This is a genomic window from Serpentinimonas sp. SMBJO2, assembly GCF_056341105.1.
Map to the genome: position 1 here is coordinate 552,494 of NZ_CP150628.1, position 14,345 is coordinate 566,838.

Below are 14,345 nucleotides of genomic sequence, written 5' to 3' on the forward strand. Positions count from 1 at the left end.
TTCAAATCTCCGAAGTTTGGGGTTGGGGTTGGGTATGGGTTTGGGTTTGGTTGGTGCGCTTGCGGGCTTTGTGCAGCGCCTGGGCAAAGCTGCCAGCGCTCAATTCGCCAAGCCCCAGCTCTGCGCATAGGGCCTCTTGAATGTCGTCCATGCGCCAGCCAAGGCGGCGGGCACGATCGATGCGCTCAAGCTGCTGCGCAAGCAGTTCAACGCGCAGCGCCGGTGACGCCGGTCGATCCGGCGGCGGGCGGGTAAGGTCAAGCATGGTTTGGGTTCCTCGAAAGTTGGTCACACCTACAGGGACGCGGACTGGAACAGGCCACAACTTTTTCGATTCACCCGGGCCAGCACGGCCCCAAACGCTCAGGAGCCAGCCGATGCTTTGGCTTCAGCAGCCCGCAGCCGGTCGGCATTTGCCATCTTGATTGCCGTAACCATCTCTTCGTGAATATCCTCGTCGGACTGATCTATGTAGGGCTGATCGGCATCCCAAAATGCCTGATGTTCAACCGCAGACTCTTCTATGAGCAGGCGCGCTTGAGGCACCGACTTCAGGTACTCAGCGGCAACCTCGTTGATCTTCTTTACGGTGGCAGACCGCTTATCAGCATCAGGCGGCGGGCACAGAAGCGCCCCGAGTTTCTTGAGGCCCTCAGTCGCTGCTTTATCCACTATCGGGCTTTCGGGCTTGAGCCAGCCCTTGCGCACCCGCAGCGCGGTAATCAAAGCCGGATCGGTAGGCTCAGGCGCTGCAAGCTGCAACGCCCTTATCTGAACCAGCTTCTCGCCTCGGGTTAGGGTGCCAGCAGCAGCGGCAGGCTTTTGAGCCGGGGCAGGCGCTGGCGCAGCGGCAGGAGCAGCGACAACCGGCGCAGCCACAGCAGCAACGGGCGCGGGCACTGCAACAGGCGCAGATGCAACCGCCACGGCCACCGGCGCAACGCCACCCGCCTCAGCCGCAAGCTCCGCAGCCCGAGCAGCAGCCCGGCGCGCATGGTCGGCACGCAGCAAGGCCATTTTCTCGGTGACGCTGCTTGCCGGCGAAGACGGGGGAGCGGCGGGGATGGTGGGAGCAGCCGGGGCGACAGGGGCGGGGACGGCTTGGACGGCAGGCGCGGCGGACACAGCAGGCGCGGCAGCCTGGGCAGCGGCACGGCGGCGGGCGGTGGAGACAAGCACTGAAAAGGTGTTCGCACTCATTTCACCAAGATCAAGCTCAGCGGTCAGCTTCGCTTGAATATCAGACATGCGCCAACCCAGCCGCCTCGCTTGCTCAATGAGCGCAAGGCGCGGCATCAGGCGATCCAGCTTCGTAGGTTTCCAGTACGGCGGCGGCTGGCTTAGCTCAGCTTCAACACTCAAGGCGGGTTCCATTTACAACCTCACATCCACAAAAGGAAAACTCGAACCGGTTTAAGCCTTACTCAGACGGGCTCATCTAGACATCAAAGGTAGCACACCCAAGCCTAAAAAGCAAATCATGCAGACTCACGTAGCCACATTCTAATCTCAGGCAAACATCGAAGTCAACACACCTTTGGATCATTAAGGCTCAGTAAGACTCAAAAGCAACACATCATCGACTCACTACGTCTAGTAAGCGACTCGATAGCAGATCGATCGCGGCACAGGTTAAGTTCATAAGAGCATCGGAAGCGGCTCAGACTTGACTCATATCCCCTCGCAATCCATAAAATCCTCGCAGAAATACCGGTGCAAGGTAGGGCGGGCAGCCAGCGCTGGCGCGCTGATCTGAGCCGCCGTTGTTCCCCGCTACGCGGTCACAGCCAGGGCAAGCCCCGGCACCCCATGCAACCTCAGGCAGCAACCCAGCGCCCAAGCGCCGGCAAGCCCTCAACTCCGTGCCGCCTTGTGGCAGCGGGCAGGGGGGCAAACAGAGCGGCGGTTGCTTGTCGAATTATCGTAACGCCGTCACGTTAATCATTGACAAACCATAACGCAGTAACGTAAAATAAAGGCATGGACACCCTCACCGCCGCGCCCATCGCACCATCTGCACCCGCTGCCACCAAGGCCACCGCGCCAGCACCCAAGCCCCGCCGTGGGCGCCCACCCACCGGCGCAGCCAAAACACCAGCCGAGCGCCAGCGCGCCTACCGCGAGCGCCAGCGCGCAGCCAAGCCCGAGCAGCCAGCGCTGCCTAGGTCGAAGATCATCGATTTGTCGGCACTGGCGCCGTGGCGGCGCGGGTGAACCCCATCTCAAGGCTGCACGATTTGGCGGCATACGCTATACTCGTATCAACCCATCCAAAGGAGCTGAAACATGCTTGCCATCCGACTACCCGCCGAGGTGGAAAGCCGCCTTGACGCGCTGGCGCGCGCCACCGGCCGCACCAAGACCTTCTACGCCCGCGAGGCCATCTTGGAGCACTTGGACGACCTCGAAGATTTGTACTTGGCCGAGCAACGCCTGATCGACGTTCGTGCAGGCCGCAGCCGCACATACACGCTGGAAGAAGTGGAGCGCGATCTTGGCTTGGCGGATTGATCTCGACGACAAAGCCAAGAAAGACTTGGCCGCGCTGGACAAGGCTGTAGCCAAGCGCATCACCACTTTTTTGCGTGAGCGTGTGTCGGGGCTCGACGACCCCCGCAGCATCGGCGAAGCCCTCAAGGGCTCCAGGCTGGGGGCCTTTTGGAAGTACCGCGTCGGCGACTGGCGCATCATCGCCAACATCGAGGACGGCGCTCTGCGCATCCTTGTGGTGCGCATCGGCGACCGCAAAGAGGTTTACCGCCACTGATGCCGCGCCGTTGCCGGCGCCTTGCCGGCGCACCTACGCAACTACGCGCCAACCAGCTTGCGCAGCCCGGCAACCGGCCAGCCAAGGCGGCGCCCGACCTTGATCGGCTGGATCGGCCCATCGCCGTTCATGGCCCACTTGCGCAGAGTCTGCGGCCGGCGGTTCAGATGCGCGGCGGCTTCCTCAGTGGTGAGCACGCTGCGGGTTTCGGTTTGGAGGGGTTTGAGAGTGATGTTCATGCCTACAGGGGCATTCACGGGGACAGGCGCTTTGGAGACTGCTGATGGCGTCCAAAAGCTGGACACCATCAGACCTGCACCCGAAGTCCAAGGGTATCCAAAAACTGGACACCCTTCGACCAGCGCCCGAAGCGCAAACCGACGACCTAGCGAAACATGAGGGCATCACAACCTGCCCCCCCAACCCGCGCGCGTGAGCGCGCCCCTAAACCCCCTCAACCCACCACGCTCAACTTGAGCGGCTTCGCTGGCGTGAACTGCACCCCAGCCTGCTCCAGTATCCATGCCTCGATGCGCTCATGGTGGACGCGCAGCAGATCCACCGGGCGGCGCTTGTAGTGCTTCTCAGCCGTGGCGCTGGGCTTGTGGCCCTGAATCTGTGCCACCACCCCGGCAGGCGTTTCCAGCCATTCGGTCAGTGTAGAAAAGCTGCGCCTCAGCCCGTGCAGCGTCAGCCCCTCAAGCCCGGCGCTGGCGCAGGCTCTACGGTGCAGATCAGCCGCGTTCGTTGGCATCTCACCGGCTGAATTCGTGAAGCACCACTCGCTGCGCCGGGGCAGGGCGTTCAACAGATGCTCCACATAGGGCGTCAAGGGGATGGTGCGCGCACCCTCCACTTTGTCGCGAATCGTTAAGGTCTTCCACGGAAAACCCACATCCTCCCAGCGCAGGGCGAGCACCTCGCCGGGCCTGGCACCCGTGAGCAGGAGCACTTGCAGGTAAGCGTGTACCGCCGGGTTGGTGATGGCCTTAACAGCGGCAAACCACGTCGCAAGCTGGCCGCGCTCAAGCGCATCATCCTTGACGCCGGGCGGCCCGGCGATTTCTCGGGCTTTGCGCGACAGGATGACGCCTGAATCCAGATCGTGCCCCTCAGCAGCGGCCCAGTTCAGAAAGCCTTTTAGCAAGCGCAGCGCAAGGCGCAGGCGAGCAGGGCGGGTTTGGGCCTCGCGCCGGGCCAAAGCCTCGATGGTCTTGGCATCGAGTTCAGCCAGTCGCAGCCCCATCAGCGGGTGCAGCGGCCCCGGCACCGTGGTCTTGCCAGCCCAGCGCTTGTGTGCCTCGCCGCCAGCCTGAGCGATCTTGCAGTGGTCAAAGTAGCTGCGCTCACCCCAGAAGGGCTTGCGCTCGTTCAGGTAAGCATCCCACAGCGCGCCAACGGTGAGCAGTTCACGGGCACGCTGGTTTTGCTCCTGCACCGCCTGAGCATACTGTTCGCGGGCTTCTTGCTTGGGGTCGATGCCTTGATCCATGAGCACGCGCATTCGGCGCGCTTCGGCTCTGGCCGCGCCAAGCGTCCAAGAGGCTGCATCGCCGATGGTGTAGCGCTTGGTGTTGGAGCCCTTGGCGCGCGCCTCGAACACAAACGACTTGGCGCCGCCGCTGGTCACGCGCAGCTTCAAGCCCGGCACGGTCTTGTCGATCAAGAACACCTGCTGCTTGCCTGCTGGACAGGTGGCGGCTTCGATGCGGCTAACGGTCAGGGCGGCAGGGGTGGTCATGCTACAGTCCGTTTGTTCAATCCGCGCATCGCTTCACGTATGCGCTGTGTATGCGGTCAGGTGCATTTTAAAGCATCTTTAATCAACGAATTGATACTTGACAATAAAGTATGGGATTTATTAAGTCGTTGATTTTCGTTGATTTAGTCAACTTAAGTCAACATCAGGAATAACGCTTTGGGGTGGACTGAAAATCCGCGTGTCGGCAGTTCGATTCTGCCCCAGGCCACCATCATTCAGCGCCCAACCGGCTCCGGTTGGGCGTTTTCGCTTCTGGGCCCCGCATGACATGTGGGTCGCGCTTCACTACCAGTCGAGCCGTTGAAGTATATTGAAAGCGCAAATATTCGTATATTCAGCGAACAATGACGCTGCGAAAGATTGACCAGGTACACGTTGAGCGCAATAATTCGCACGGTATGAGAGTAAGTGCGCCATGGAAAACGTAAGCCATCACCTGTCTGGTCTAGGCAAGCTTGACCGCGAGCGCTTGTCCGCCGTCATGCGCGGCACAAAGGGAACGATCACCAATGAGCAAGCCGCGAGGGTCATGGGGCTTGACCAGGCTGAGGCCTCGAAGCTACTGGCGCGGTGGTGCCAGAAGGGCTGGTTGTCGCGGGTGGCCAGAGGGCTTTACGTGCCTGTGCCGTTGGAGGCCGAGCGGTCTGATTTGCGACTCGAAGATTCCTGGCTGGTCGCCGTCAGTCTCTACTCGCCGTGCTACATCGGCGGCTGGAGTGCGGCCGAGCATTGGGATCTGACCGAACAGATTTTTCGGACGACGGTGGTAATGACCACGACGCGTCCACGGAACAGAAAGCCCACGCTCAAAGGGGCGGCATTTTGGCTCTCCACCATTGCCCCGGAAAAAATGTTCGGCCTGAAGACGGTTTGGCGTGGCTCGGTGAAAGTCTCCGTTTCCGACCCCAGCAGAACCATGCTGGACATGTTGTCCGATCCCCAGCTTGGCGGTGGCATTCGCTCCGTCCAGGACATGTTCAGAAACTACCTCGATTCCGATGCCAAGAACCTCGGCCAATTGATGGAGTATGCCGAGCGTCTGGGCAACGGCGCAGTATTCAAGCGCCTGGGGTTTCTGTTGGAAGCCAACGCTCCGCAGGAGGCCGAGGCAATCGAGCGATGCCAGCGCCATCTGACGATGGGCAACGCGCGCATCGATCCGAAGATGCCTGCCGAGGCGTTGGTGATGCGGTGGCGGCTCTGGGTGCCCCACGACTGGAAGGCGGGTGTGAAGTGATCGAAAAGCAGGAAATCTCGGAACTGGCGCGCGAGCTTTCGCTGGATCTGCACGTCGTCGAAAAGGACTACGTCCTCGGTTGGCTGCTGGCCGGCATTGCCGCGAATCCTCAGCTTTCGGAAAACTGGGTCTTCAAGGGCGGAACGTGCTTGAAGAAATGCTACTTCGAGACGTATCGGTTTTCCGAGGACCTGGATTTCACAGTGACCGAGGAAGCCCAGCTCGACAAGGACTACCTGCTGCAGGCATTCCGTCAAATGGCGGAATGGGTCTATGAGCAGAGCGGCATCGAGATTCCTGGAGAGCAGATTCGCTTCAAGTTGTCAGTGCTCGACGGTGGCAGGTACGCGGAGGGGCGCGTCTATTACGTCGGCCCGCAGATGCAGAAGCGCAACCTGGCGCGAATCAAGTTCGACCTGACCAGCAAGGAAAAACTCGTCCTGCCGCCACAGAAAAGGGCAGTGCATCATCCCTACAGCAACTGTCCGGATGATGGCATCCATGTCTTGAGCTACTGCTTCGAGGAGGTTTTTGCCGAGAAGATGAGGGCCTTGGCAGAACGTGAGCGCCCTCGCGATCTATACGACGTCGTGCATCTGTACCGGCATGACGAGATTCAGCCCGACCGGGGTGTGGTGCTGAAAACGCTGCAGGAAAAATGCGCGTTCAAGGGCATCCCTGTCCCGACCATCGAAAGCCTGCAGCGTGAGGATACCAAGATCAAGCTGGCCGCCGAGTGGGAGGACATGCTCGCCCATCAGTTGCCCGTCTTGCCCGACCTCGAGCAGTTCTGGAACGAGATTCCGAGCGTTTTTCGCTGGCTCTATGGTGAAGCAGAAAAGCCCTCACTGGGATCGGCGCCCATCGTTGGCTCGTTGGACCCTGCGTGGCAACCGCCGGCGATGGTTTATGCATGGCGCACCGCAATCCCGCTGGAGTCCGTGAGATTCGCTGCCACCAACCGCCTGTGCGTCAATTTGCGTTATCAGGACTCTTGGCGGCTGATCGAGCCATACTCGCTGCGCCGCAGCATGGACGGAAATCTGCTGCTTTGTGCCGTCAAGCATGAAACCGGGGAATCCAGAACTTACCGGGTGGATCGGATTCAGGGGGTCGAGGTCAGCAGAACGCCATTCACTCCCCGTTACCAGATCGAGCTGACCCCGACCGGGCCATTGGCGGTACCGCCGCTTCAACGCCTTGCCGCACCACGACAATGACCACCTTGCGACCCAGGGCCTCGGCTGGCAGGGCCACAAAAGCGCAGACCGGGCCGACTGGCTTCACCTGGTCGCCCATTCGATTTATTCTCAACCCATTGATTTTCTTTCCTATTCACCCGGTTTTGCGGTATAATTTCTGCCACCTTGATGCGCGTGTGCGCTGATTTCTGGGGGTTTTCTGATGCTGGCCTGCAGCGCCACCGACGATTTCTTTCGCAGCCGCATCGATCAGATGATCGACCTGCGCCATCCGCTGGCGGTGCTGTCTTCGCGAGCCGCAGGCAACAGATCGAAGCCTCGGTCTCGCACCTGTTCCTGCGCAAGGCCTGCTCGGGCGTGGCCATCCCAAACCGTCAACACCGCCGTCGCGTTGCAACGGATCCAGCCCGAGAATAAATCAGGGGCGACCAACTGGGGGATTGAAAGTCCAAGGGCAGGAGCACAATGAAGGCAGACAAAGCCATCGCCACCTACCGGCGCATGCGGGCGCAGCCGCTGTGGCGTTTGCTTGCCTCGACGACCGGGCCCACCGTCATTGGCCTGCTTCAATCTCACCTGTATGAGAGCGAGCGCAGCCTCCCGGCCTCCATTTTTCACGAACGCATTGCAAGGGATCTGGAAGAGCTGCGCGCCCAAGGCGAAGACTTTCCGCAAACGGCACAGGCGTATGTCGCCAGCTGGCTCGCCGATGGGTACCTGGAGCGACGCTTCCCGGTTGGCGCTTCAGAAGAGGAATATGAACTCTCCACGGCGGCCGTCGAAGCCATTCGGTTTGTCTCTGGACTGGCACAGCCGCATTCCGCCGCGACCGAAAGCCGCCTGACGCTCGTCATCGAGGCCTTGGCCCGACTTGCCGAGGACACCGACGCCGACAAGTTCCGCCGCATCGACCGGCTCATGGCCGAGCAAGCCCGCATCGACAAGGAGATTGACGCCATCCAGAAGGGCCAGATGCGCGTGCTGCCCCCCGCAACGGCGCTCGAGCGCACGCGGGAGATCATCACCCTGGCCGACGATCTGGCCGGTGATTTCCGCCGCGTCCGCGATCAGTTCGATCAGCTCAATCGCGAGCTGCGTGAACGCATCATGGACAACGATGGCAATCGTGGCGAGGTGCTGGATTCGCTGTTCGCCGGAATCGATTTGATTTCAGAGAGCGACGCCGGCAGGACTTTCTCGGCTTTCTGGCGCTTGCTCACGGACCCAGAACAGGCGGCCACGCTTGATCAGGCGCTTGATAGCGTCATGTCGCGCGAGTTCGTGGGGCAGCTCGAGGCCAAGGAGCGACGGTTCCTGCTGCGGCTGACGCGCACCCTGCTCGAGCAGGGCGGCATGGTGCACGAGGTGCTCCAGACCTTCGCGCGCAGCCTGAAGCACTTCGTCCAGAGTCGTGAATACCTCGAGCAACGCCGACTCAATCACCTGCTGAAAGACGCCCAGCGCGCCGCTCTGGCCCTGAAGAACGAGGTCAGGGCCACAGAAACCCTCCAGTACACGCTGGAACTCACGAGCAGTCGGTTGCGCTCCTTGTCTCAATGGGTTCTGCACGACCCATCCCTGCAAGCCTTGCCTGGGCAGATGGCAGAAGGGGACGCGCCGCCCATCGACCTGGAGTCGGTGAGCGAACTGGTCGCACAGTCCGAGATCGACTTCCGAACCCTGAAGGCCAACGTGCTGGCAGTCCTGGAGCAACGCTCCCAGGCCTCGATTGCCGACGTGCTGGAGCAGTTCCCCGCTGCACAGGGGCTGGGCAGCGTCGTTGGCCTGCTGGCGTTGGGTAGTCGGCATGGGTTCAAGGCCGACCACAGTGAAACCGTAGGCTGGGTTGGCGGCGACGACGAGCGTCGCAGCGCCCGAATTCCAAAGATCTTCTTTTTGCGGGAGCGGGCCAATGAACTGGTCTGAGAATGGGTTCATCAGCGACGAATCGGCATTGCCAGCCGAAGCACAGGCACCCGATGCAGCTCAGGCACCCGCCAACACCCTGTTCCTGGGCGACAGCGGCGAGTTGGCACTGGATACCCGGCGCGCCTTGGTGCAGCTGCTGGCAGGGCCGTCGCTCGATGGACGTCGGCATCCCAAACTCTGGGCGATCTTGGCGCGAGACGAAGCGGTGATCCGTCGGCGCCTTGCCGAGCTGTTTCTCGAACTGGTCATCGATCGGGATGTGCAAGTGGCTTTCACGCGCCAGGCAGATACCGGCGACCTCGAAGTGCCCCTGCTGCTGCGTCGCGCCCAACTGACCTTCATCGACTCCATCCTGCTGCTCCACCTGCGCCAGCGATTGACCCAGGCGGATTCGCAGGGCGACCGTGCCGTGGTGTCGACAGACGAGATCACCGAGTTTCTCTCCCTCTATGAGCGCGCCGCCAATACCGACCGTGCAGGGTTCGTGAAACGGGTTCACGCCTCCATCGAGAAGATCAAGAAGCACAGCATCCTGCAGAAAATTCGCTCGAGCGAGGATCGCTTCGAGATTTCGCCGACGCTCAAGCTCCTGTTCTCGGCAGAGGAAATACAGGCGCTGACGCAGCTGTATCAGCGCATGGCGGCCTTCGATGCACCAGAGCAACTGGTTCAGACTGACGCCGATGAGGAGGCCGACCAATGATCTCGGAACCCCAAACCGCCTCTTTGTTTGCCCGCGAGCAGTTCCGAATGACTCGCCTGCAGGTTTACAACTGGGGCACTTTCTCCGGCCTGCACGACGTGCCGATCAGCGAACGCGGATTTTTGTTTGTGGGTCGATCCGGTGCTGGGAAGTCGACGCTGCTCGATGCGTTTTCGGCCTTGCTGACGCCACCGCGCTGGATCGATTTCAACGCGGCGGCGCGCGAGGCAGACCGCAGTGGCCGTGACCGCAACCTCGTCACCTACATACGGGGTGCGTGGGCCGAACAGAAGGATGGGGAGTCGGGCGAGATCGCGACCCGCTACCTGCGCGCGGGGACGACCTGGTCAGCCTTGGCGCTGACCTACCAGAACGCCTTGGGGCACGCTGTGGTGCTGGTTCAGGTGTTCTGGTTGCGGGGCAATGCGAATGGCAGCGCCGACGTCAAACGCCACTACCTCGTCATGGAGCGGGCCTTTGACCTGCGCGAGCTGGAGGATTTTGGCCAATCCAACTTCGACATCCGCAAGCTCAAGCAGTCCTTCCCGGAGGCGTTTGCACGCGACGAATTTCGTCCCTATTGCGAACGGTTCTGTCGCCTGCTCGGCATCGAGAGCGAAATGGCGCTGCGTTTGCTGCACAAAACCCAGTCCGCCAAAAACCTCGGCGACCTCAATACCTTCCTGCGCGACTTCATGCTCGACAAGCCCGAGACCTTCGAGGTGGCGGATCGCTTGGTCAGTGAGTTTGGAGAACTCAATGCGGCCCACCAAGCGGTCGTCACGGCCCGCGAGCAGGTTCAAACGCTCGCGCCAGCGCGGGAGCAGCATCAGCGCCGGGACTCGTTGATGCTGCAGCGCAATGGCTTGGATGAGCTTCGGCTGGGGGTAGATGGCTACCGTGAGACTCGCCGTATTGATCTCCTCAAAGAGCACGTGGCAGCCCTGGAGGTGCAAGCCAACGGTTCAGAAGGTGAGGTGGGGCGGCGTCAAAGCACCCTGGATAACCACGCCGCAATCCTGCGCGATCTGGAGCGACAGCACCGTGAGGCAGGCGGTGATCAGATCGAGCAATGGGAGGCCGAGAAATCGGGGCTGGAGGGCCAGCGCACAGATCGCCTGCGCAAACGCGGTCAGGCCGAAGAGGCATGCAAGAAGCTGGGGTGGAGTCTCCCGGATTCGCCTCAAGCCTTCGCGGAACTGTTGGGCAACGCGCGGCAGGAGGTCGAAAACTGGGAGCAGCACAGCAACGCGAACCGCGAAGACCAGTTTCGCTTGGCCGGTGAAAAACGGGACGCCGAGGCAGCATTTACGCAAACCTTGAAAGAGGTGCAGGCACTCCAGCGCCAGCCATCGAACATTCCAGCCGACATGCTGGAAATGCGCCGAAACATTGCCGCTGCCATCGGGATCTCGGAATCCGCACTGCCCTTTGCAGGCGAACTCATCGAGGTGAAGTCTGACGAGGCCGAATGGCAGGGAGCCATCGAGCGCGTACTGCACGGGTTTGCGCTCTCGCTCCTGGTGGACGAGCGCCAGTATTCGGCGTTGGCCAATCACATCAACACCACCCACCTTGGGCAGCGCCTGGTGTATTACCGGACTGGCCGCCCGGAGACGTGGCAGGCCAAGCCCATCGGGGCCAATACGCTCGTCCTCAAGCTGAACGTCAAGGAGGGGACGTATGCCGATTGGCTCCAGGCCGAGCTGCGGCAACGCTTCGATTACGCGTGCGTCGATGGAATGACGTCGTTCAGGAGCGCAGATCGCGCCATCACCCGTGAAGGCCAGGTCAAGCACAGCAAAACCCGGCATGAGAAAGACGACCGCAGAAGTGTCGGCGACCGACGAAACTGGGTGCTCGGATTCGATAACCGCGAGAAGCTCGGGATCTTTCAAGCGCAGGCGCAGGAGCTGGCTGACACCATTGCGCGCCTCGGCGCGGAGATCGACAAACTCTCCGACCAGGACAAGAATCGTGCTGCCCGAGCGATGCAGTGCCAGACTCTGGTGAATCTCCAGTGGCAGGAAATCGATGTGCTGCCATTGCTGGATCGCATCTCCACCATCGAGCGGCAGATCCGCGAAGCGCGCGAGGGCAACACCACCCTGCAGCAAATCAGTGAGCAGATCGAGAAGCAAATGAAACGCGTCGATGCCGCTGACAAGGATCTTCGGCAGGCCACGCGTGCGCACGACTCGATTCTTGACCAGATCAAGACCAGCACCCAGAAACTGGAATCCCTCCTGCAGGACGCGTCTATCGTTCCATTGACGCCCCATCAGGTGTCGGGTCTAGACGGGCGCTTCGCCAAACAGTCCGATGCCGTGCGGCTCGACAACCTCGACAAGGTGACAACGTCTGTAGAACGTGCACTCAATGCGGAGATCGAAGAGCTCAACCGTGGGATTGGCGCCTGCGAGAAGGAAATAGAAGCGCGCTTTGCCGATTTCAAGCGGCAATGGCCGATGGACGCGGGCGATATGGACACGAGCCTTGCCAGCGCGCCAGATTTCTTCGCCAAACTGGTTCGTCTGGAAACGGATGGTCTGCCCGCCTATGAGCAGCGATTCTTTGAATTGCTGCAAAACCAAAGCCACCAGAATCTGGCAGCGCTTGCCACCTACCTGAACGATGCACGCAAGGCCATCCTGGAACGGATGGATCTGGTCAACGACAGCCTTGGCCAGGTGCCCTTCAACCAGAGCGCCAATCAACGCACCTATCTCCACATCGACGCCAGTGATCGGCAGCTTGTCGACGTCAAGGAATTCAAGCAGGAGATCCAGCAGGCGCTGGGCCATGCATGGACGCAGGATCGCGAGTTTGCCGAGGCACGGTTCGTGGCCCTGCGCCGACTTGTGGATCGACTGGCCAGCCAGGACCCCGAGCAAAAGCGCTGGCGCGAAACTGTGCTCGATGTTCGACAGCATGTTGAGTTCATCGGGCGGGAGATCGATGAAAGCGGCGTCGAGGTCGAGATCTACCGCAGCGGAGCAGGCAAGTCCGGCGGCCAACGGCAGAAACTGGCCACCACGTGCCTGGCCGCAGCCCTGCGGTATCAACTGGGCGGGAACGACCACGGCGTGCCGATGTATGCGCCCGTCGTGCTGGATGAAGCCTTCGACAAGGCGGATAACGAGTTCACCGCTTTGGCGATGAACATCTTTGCCAATTTCGGCTTTCAGATGGTGGTGGCTACGCCGTTGAAGTCCGTCATGACCCTTGAGCCATTCATCGGCGGCGCCTGCTTCGTGGATATCAGCGATCGGCGCGTCTCAGGCGTCCTGCTGATCGAGTACGACGCTGACCGTCAGCGGTTGAAGCTGCCAGAGCAGGCACGCGAGGAGGCTGGCATTGAAGCTTCCTGACGATGTTCGGCAGTTGCTTGTCCGTCGCTTTCAAAACAAGCACCGCGAGTGGTTGATCGGTGATGCGGGCGAGGATCAATGGCCGCTGGAAGTTGCGCTCGGTCTGCCGACGGAGCAGGCTGCGCTGAGGCAAGTCGACGGCGTTCGTGCCTGGGTGAATGCATGGCAGCAATGGCAAGGAATCGGCGCACTGTCCTGGTGTGAGCGCCGGTGGAAAGCGCTTGGCGTTCAGCGGATACCGGAGAAGCTGGCGTTGCACGGCCCAGGGGATGTGGCCATGTGGATTGGTGCGTCGGCACGCTGGGAGCGTGCTCGATCGCGCTACCGGACACTCACCGCTCGCTGGCCGGTACTGGCGCAGCCGTTGCCGAGGTATTTTGATGTCCTGGCGGACTATGGCGATGCCGATTTTCATCGGCTTGCGCAGATGCTGGATTGGATAGCGAATCATCCACAATCCGACCTCTACCCCCGCCAGCTGCCGGTGTCCGGGCTGGACAGCAAATGGCTCGATGGGCGCAAAGGGCTGCTGACGGATCTGGTGGCCGCGATTCAAGAGGACTCTTCCAGCGAACTGGATTTCTACCAGCGCTGCGGACTGAAAGCACCTCCACTCCTCGTGCGAATGCGGGTGCTGGATCAGGCGTTGCGAGCCAGAGTCGGTGGCGTGGGTGACATCACTGCACCCGTGGAAGACCTGGCGGGTCTCAATTTGCCGGTTTCGCATGCGTTCATTGTCGAGAACCTTCAAACCGGACTGGCAATGTCCGACATGCCGGGCGCGGTCGTGTTCATGCGTCTGGGCTATCACGTCGACGTGTTGGCCCGCTTCCCTTGGCTTGCCCGCGCAAAGTGCATTTATTGGGGTGATTTGGACACCCATGGATTTGCCATCCTGCATCGCGCCCGTTCATGCATTCCAGCGTTGCAATCCGTGCTCATGGACGAAGACACCTTGCTTCGACACAAGGCGCTGTGGGTGGATGAACCGGCGCAACATCCGGCAACGGAACTGACACTCCTGACAGAGCCAGAGCAGCAACTCTATCGGGATCTCAAGCAGCAGCGCTGGGGGCAAAACGTTCGTTTGGAGCAGGAGCGGATCGACTGGGCTACCGCATGGGGCGCGTTGCAGCGGACATAGACCTAAAACCACTGGCCCGCAGTGGTTGCCTGCCGATGGCAGAACCGGATCAGCGCAGCGCGTTCAGTACTTTTTCGGCTTCCGGCCAGGGCAGCCGGCGCTTGCCAGACTCAATGCATCAGGTCACCCCCGGCCGGGTGGAGCAGTTTGGGTGGCCATAAGTGGAGCACTTTGGGTGGCCACCGGGGGTGCCCCCTTCTTCGCTGCATATCGCGCGGAGAATGACTTGC

At 61.1% G+C, this 14,345-nt stretch carries 13 protein-coding genes; 9 read left to right on the forward strand and 4 right to left on the reverse strand.

Annotation, left to right across the window (positions count from 1 at the left end; genetic code table 11):
* Nucleotide 1: 1 nt before the first annotated feature.
* Both AAAZ40_RS02525 and AAAZ40_RS02530 read right to left on the reverse strand, forming a co-directional pair.
* Nucleotides 2–292: a hypothetical protein gene (locus AAAZ40_RS02525; protein ID WP_476661016.1), complete on the reverse strand. Its 291-nt coding sequence runs from the start codon at nt 290–292 to the stop codon at nt 2–4.
* A 71-nt stretch (nt 293–363) separates the two neighbouring features.
* Complete coding sequence (locus tag AAAZ40_RS02530) at nt 364–1,374, reverse strand: hypothetical protein (RefSeq protein ID WP_476661017.1); 1,011 nt, start codon at nt 1,372–1,374, stop codon at nt 364–366.
* Between the two features lie 606 nt (nt 1,375–1,980).
* On the opposite strand from AAAZ40_RS02530, the gene AAAZ40_RS02535 reads away from it, so the two are divergent.
* The 3 genes from AAAZ40_RS02535 to AAAZ40_RS02545 all read left to right on the forward strand — a co-directional run bounded on the left by AAAZ40_RS02535 (nt 1,981) and on the right by AAAZ40_RS02545 (nt 2,767).
* Nucleotides 1,981–2,214, forward strand: coding sequence for a hypothetical protein (locus AAAZ40_RS02535; protein ID WP_476661018.1), 234 nt, complete (start codon nt 1,981–1,983; stop codon nt 2,212–2,214).
* 72 nt (nt 2,215–2,286) lie between these two features.
* Nucleotides 2,287–2,511 (forward strand): type II toxin-antitoxin system RelB family antitoxin, encoded by a 225-nt coding sequence (relB, locus tag AAAZ40_RS02540; protein WP_476661019.1) that lies wholly within the window; start codon nt 2,287–2,289, stop codon nt 2,509–2,511.
* The gene (locus AAAZ40_RS02545) at nt 2,495–2,767 is read left to right on the forward strand and encodes a type II toxin-antitoxin system RelE family toxin (protein ID WP_476661020.1); all 273 of its coding nucleotides are present in this window, start codon (nt 2,495–2,497) and stop codon (nt 2,765–2,767) included. The genes relB and AAAZ40_RS02545 overlap by 17 nt, the downstream gene beginning before the upstream one ends.
* 41 nt (nt 2,768–2,808) lie before the next feature.
* Here AAAZ40_RS02545 and AAAZ40_RS02550 read toward each other — a convergent pair whose 3' ends face one another.
* Both AAAZ40_RS02550 and AAAZ40_RS02555 read right to left on the reverse strand, forming a co-directional pair.
* Nucleotides 2,809–3,006 (reverse strand): helix-turn-helix domain-containing protein, encoded by a 198-nt coding sequence (locus AAAZ40_RS02550; protein ID WP_476661021.1) that lies wholly within the window; start codon nt 3,004–3,006, stop codon nt 2,809–2,811.
* 215 nt (nt 3,007–3,221) lie between these two features.
* Nucleotides 3,222–4,508 (reverse strand): tyrosine-type recombinase/integrase, encoded by a 1,287-nt coding sequence (locus AAAZ40_RS02555; RefSeq protein WP_476661022.1) that lies wholly within the window; start codon nt 4,506–4,508, stop codon nt 3,222–3,224.
* A 436-nt stretch (nt 4,509–4,944) separates the two neighbouring features.
* On the opposite strand from AAAZ40_RS02555, the gene AAAZ40_RS02560 reads away from it, so the two are divergent.
* From AAAZ40_RS02560 to AAAZ40_RS02585, 6 genes are all read left to right on the forward strand, one after another.
* A complete protein-coding gene (locus AAAZ40_RS02560; RefSeq protein WP_476661023.1) occupies nt 4,945–5,766 on the forward strand; it encodes a type IV toxin-antitoxin system AbiEi family antitoxin domain-containing protein in 822 nt (273 codons plus the stop codon).
* The gene (locus AAAZ40_RS02565; RefSeq protein WP_476661024.1) at nt 5,763–6,986 is read left to right on the forward strand and encodes a nucleotidyl transferase AbiEii/AbiGii toxin family protein; all 1,224 of its coding nucleotides are present in this window, start codon (nt 5,763–5,765) and stop codon (nt 6,984–6,986) included. The genes AAAZ40_RS02560 and AAAZ40_RS02565 overlap by 4 nt, the downstream gene beginning before the upstream one ends.
* A 447-nt stretch (nt 6,987–7,433) precedes the next feature.
* Entirely contained in the window at nt 7,434–8,894 is a 1,461-nt protein-coding gene (locus AAAZ40_RS02570; RefSeq protein WP_476661025.1) for a DUF3375 domain-containing protein, read from the forward strand.
* On the forward strand, nt 8,881–9,600 hold the full coding sequence (locus AAAZ40_RS02575) for a DUF4194 domain-containing protein (protein ID WP_476661026.1): 720 nt from the start codon (nt 8,881–8,883) through the stop codon (nt 9,598–9,600). The genes AAAZ40_RS02570 and AAAZ40_RS02575 overlap by 14 nt, the downstream gene beginning before the upstream one ends.
* A complete protein-coding gene (locus AAAZ40_RS02580; RefSeq protein WP_476661027.1) occupies nt 9,597–12,971 on the forward strand; it encodes an ATP-binding protein in 3,375 nt (1,124 codons plus the stop codon). Before AAAZ40_RS02575 ends, AAAZ40_RS02580 begins: the two co-directional genes overlap by 4 nt.
* Entirely contained in the window at nt 12,958–14,115 is a 1,158-nt protein-coding gene (locus AAAZ40_RS02585; RefSeq protein WP_476661028.1) for a Wadjet anti-phage system protein JetD domain-containing protein, read from the forward strand. Before AAAZ40_RS02580 ends, AAAZ40_RS02585 begins: the two co-directional genes overlap by 14 nt.
* The last annotated feature ends 230 nt before the right edge of the window (nt 14,116–14,345 follow it).

What these genes read in the sequence shown, in the direction of transcription:
- AAAZ40_RS02530 (WP_476661017.1), bottom strand. Translation starts at nt 1,374, where the DNA reads ATGGAACCCGCCTTGAGTGTTGAAGCTGAGCTAAGCCAGCCGCCGCCG.
- AAAZ40_RS02535 (WP_476661018.1), top strand. Translation starts at nt 1,981, where the DNA reads ATGGACACCCTCACCGCCGCGCCCATCGCACCATCTGCACCCGCTGCC.
- relB (WP_476661019.1), top strand. Translation starts at nt 2,287, where the DNA reads ATGCTTGCCATCCGACTACCCGCCGAGGTGGAAAGCCGCCTTGACGCG.
- AAAZ40_RS02550 (WP_476661021.1), bottom strand. Translation starts at nt 3,006, where the DNA reads ATGAACATCACTCTCAAACCCCTCCAAACCGAAACCCGCAGCGTGCTC.
- AAAZ40_RS02555 (WP_476661022.1), bottom strand. Translation starts at nt 4,508, where the DNA reads ATGACCACCCCTGCCGCCCTGACCGTTAGCCGCATCGAAGCCGCCACC.
- AAAZ40_RS02560 (WP_476661023.1), top strand. Translation starts at nt 4,945, where the DNA reads ATGGAAAACGTAAGCCATCACCTGTCTGGTCTAGGCAAGCTTGACCGC.
- AAAZ40_RS02570 (WP_476661025.1), top strand. Translation starts at nt 7,434, where the DNA reads ATGAAGGCAGACAAAGCCATCGCCACCTACCGGCGCATGCGGGCGCAG.
- AAAZ40_RS02575 (WP_476661026.1), top strand. Translation starts at nt 8,881, where the DNA reads ATGAACTGGTCTGAGAATGGGTTCATCAGCGACGAATCGGCATTGCCA.
- AAAZ40_RS02580 (WP_476661027.1), top strand. Translation starts at nt 9,597, where the DNA reads ATGATCTCGGAACCCCAAACCGCCTCTTTGTTTGCCCGCGAGCAGTTC.